Below are 3,230 nucleotides of genomic sequence, written 5' to 3' on the forward strand. Positions count from 1 at the left end.
CCCTGAAGCAGGGTCCCATCGTGCATCCATGGGCTCACTTCCTCATGCTGCGAAACTTTGTTTCGGTCATTCGGCACCCTTGCGCAAAAGAAGCGCACTCACTTCGTTCGCTGTAACTATCTTGCGCAAAAAGAGCACCCACACTACGTTCGCTGTCGCTAACTTTCGCACGATAAAGCTTGGTCCCGTCGCGCATCCATGTGCTCACCTCCTCAAACCGCGAAGCGGTGTTTCGATTCCTCGTCGCCCTTGCGTAAAGTAAATGTACTCGCATTTTTTGCGGTCATTGTACTTTGGTCCTATACACTGCATTACGCCTACACCATAATGCCCTTATGGTGAAATTACCTATAGTAGCTAATATCTGACCTGCTAGTTTTTAGAGCTGTTTGGAGTGCATCATGCTGGGCCTCTGAGTTGTATGCCTAGTTGGTGTATGGAACGCTATCTTAAATACACATACCATGGATTAAAGACACTGGAGGGTTGCTACTATTTAAACTCAAATCAGCAAAAGTAATATTCAGCTAAGTTGTTTTTACATAGAGAATAGTATTTTTCTCGCTCTAATCCCCATTGGTATTCATTTAGTGCATCGTCACTGCGTTGTGCACAGTGTCAGGAGTAAGTATGCCTATGAGGTTTTTACCGCAATCAGAAAAGCAATTTTCAATCAGTTTGTTTTTCCAGGTCTAACAACATTTTCTTTCGTTCTAGCCCCCATCGGTATCCACCGAGTGTTCCGTCACTACGTAATACACGGTGGCAAGGAATAAGTATTCCTATGCGATTCTTACCGCAAGCACTTCCAACAGCCCTCACTGCTTTTGTGCTTCCAATTTTCTCAGCGACTTCACCATAACTCATTACCTCACCTTCTTTGATACTTAGCAGAAACTTCCATACTTTATTCTGAAATGCTGTGCCCTTTAAGTCTAATGGGACTTCGGGTTTAGGTGCCCCATGGGATAAATAATTGTCGAGTGCAGCTACCCAGGCATCAAGTTCAGGTTTATTCTGAGCCTGTGAATGTATTAGCGTTGCCTTTGGAAACTCTGCAGAAAGTAATGAAACCAAGGCTGTTTGAGTATCTCCAAACTGTACCGAGCAGACACCTTTCTCTGTTGCAGCCATAATCATCTGCCCAAGTATAGTGTGTCGACACGCATAATGAATTGTTTCTCCCTGAGCTCCCGCTCGGTAAGCCTTCGGAGACATTCCTATGTTACGTGTTGCTTCACCATATACTCGGCTTATCGAGCCAAAACCAGATGAGTAGATGGCATCTGTCACGTTTTCGCCTTCTTTTAAGCTTCGTTTGAACTTTTGCATTCGTACTTCGTCTTGAAAGTGTTTCGGTGAGATACCAAATAGCTCTTTAAAGGAACGTTGCAGCCGAGAAGGTGAAAAACCGGCAATGATACCAAGTTGCGTTAGCGTAAGCCTTTCATCAGCATGCGCTTCAATATAGCGAGCTACGTTAATAAGCTTTTCCGCTTTCTCACTTTTTTTGATTTGAGATAGTCTAGGCATGGTTAGACTCTATATTCAGTTGCAATGAATGCACTTCATCATAACTACGTTAACAATAACATCTGATTCTTGCCGAGTAATAATATAAAAGCCAATATTTTGTATATTGCAATTATGGGCAAGAATCGGATGTTCTCCAAAATCTAGCACGGCTAATCTAACTGCTTCACACATTTTTTAGGACGCTCCTATAATGAAAGTCATTATCATGCACACGATGACAGCAAAGCTTTGGGCAATGCTAATTCTGCTCTCTATATTATGGGGCGGCTCTTTCTTTTTTGTTGGTGTTGTCGTGAATTCTCTCCCTCCACTCACGATAGTAACTCTTCGAGTCGGTATTGCTGCGATTGTGTTGTGGATCATTGCTGCATTATTTGGGTTACGTCCACCAAAGGGCTTAACTATATGGGTAGCATTTTTGGTTATGGGTTTACTTAATAATGTTATCCCATTCGTTATGATCGTTTGGGGGCAAACACAAATAGCTTCTGGCGTTGCATCTATTTTAAATGCCGCGACTCCAATTTTTACCGTGTTAGTTGCTGGAGTGTTGTTGCCAGACGAAAAGCCAACACTATTAAAACTGTTTGGTGTCATGATTGGTTTTGCTGGTGTTGCTATCATGATAGGCGTACCTGCATTGGTCGGTGAAAGTGCCTTATTAGCGCAATTTGCGATTATCGGCGCCGCTATTTCTTATGCATTTGCAGGTGTTTATGGTAGGAGGTTTAAAGCTTTTGGCCTGAAACCTTTGACTATCGCCGCGGAACAAGTAACGGCCTCAACGATAGTATTAATACCAATAACCATTTTCGTGGATGGTATTGTCAATGTGAGTTTAATCAGCATATCGATCTGGAGTGCAATTTTTGGGTTGGCAGTTATTTCAACAGCGTTAGCCTACGTACTTTATTTTAAAATATTGGCGTTAGCTGGGGCGACTAATGTGTTACTAGTCACTTTACTTGTGCCTGTTTCAGCTTCTTTACTTGGCTATCTGTTTTTAAATGAGTCTTTCGATGTCATTAATATTATTGGGATGGGGCTGATAGCCTCAGGTCTTTTAGCAATTGATGGTCGTTTGTGGCATCAAATTAAGGCAAGATTAGTCTAACCTAATGCTAAAGTGAACAGTACAGATCTATCTATGTACTCATTGTTCAAAAGGTTGTGCTGCTAAGACATGACTTTTTATATTATTGGCGAGCGGTTTCTTCCGATACACATGTAACTATTCTAAGGAGAAATTCTTGTAAGTTAAGGTATTATTCTCTTTTAACTCCCCTGAAGCAAAGGGAGGTCAGCGTATGGTTAGCTGAAATCTATCTATTCACTTTGTATAGAAGAATCAACTATTACTGGAAAGCTTTGTTTTGGTCATTCTTAGCTGCGATTAATGAAACTATGTAGAAAGTTCAAATTTGGATTAAAGTAAATTCTACAAAAGAGTGACTATAAATTTCGCATAATTAAAAGGTAGTGTGATGGGAAATAGCTAAGAGCGATAGAATGTCTCTTAGTGATCGCTAAAGTTAATAATGCCTTTGTTTAGTAAAAATCTCTCCTTATGTAGACCAAACGCATTTTACCCACAGTTTTTTGTGTATAACTTGTGGTTCTGCTGTGTGTATTCTGAGGTTAACTTAATAAATTAATTTATTAAGAAAAAAGAGAAAAAAACGCTTGCGCCAATC

General features: G+C 40.7%; 2 protein-coding genes. One reads left to right on the forward strand and one right to left on the reverse strand.

Translation table 11 applies throughout. The features are described from left to right. Positions 1-669: 669 nt before the first annotated feature. On the reverse strand, positions 670-1,533 hold the full coding sequence (locus tag N475_RS14660) for a bifunctional transcriptional activator/DNA repair enzyme AdaA (RefSeq protein ID WP_063359509.1): 864 nt from the start codon (positions 1,531-1,533) through the stop codon (positions 670-672). Positions 1,534-1,726: 193 nt separating this feature from the next. On the opposite strand from N475_RS14660, the gene N475_RS14665 reads away from it, so the two are divergent. Continuing rightward, positions 1,727-2,650: a DMT family transporter gene (locus tag N475_RS14665; RefSeq protein WP_063365504.1), complete on the forward strand. Its 924-nt coding sequence runs from the start codon at positions 1,727-1,729 to the stop codon at positions 2,648-2,650. Positions 2,651-3,230 lie beyond the last annotated feature (580 nt).

The organism is Pseudoalteromonas luteoviolacea DSM 6061, assembly GCF_001625655.1.
In the GTDB taxonomy this organism is placed as follows: Bacteria; Pseudomonadota; Gammaproteobacteria; order Enterobacterales; family Alteromonadaceae; genus Pseudoalteromonas; species Pseudoalteromonas luteoviolacea.

Excerpts from the sequence above, each read along its gene's own strand:
- N475_RS14665 (WP_063365504.1), top strand. The coding sequence starts at position 1,727 with ATGAAAGTCATTATCATGCACACGATGACAGCAAAGCTTTGGGCAATG.
- N475_RS14660 (WP_063359509.1), bottom strand. The coding sequence starts at position 1,533 with ATGCCTAGACTATCTCAAATCAAAAAAAGTGAGAAAGCGGAAAAGCTT.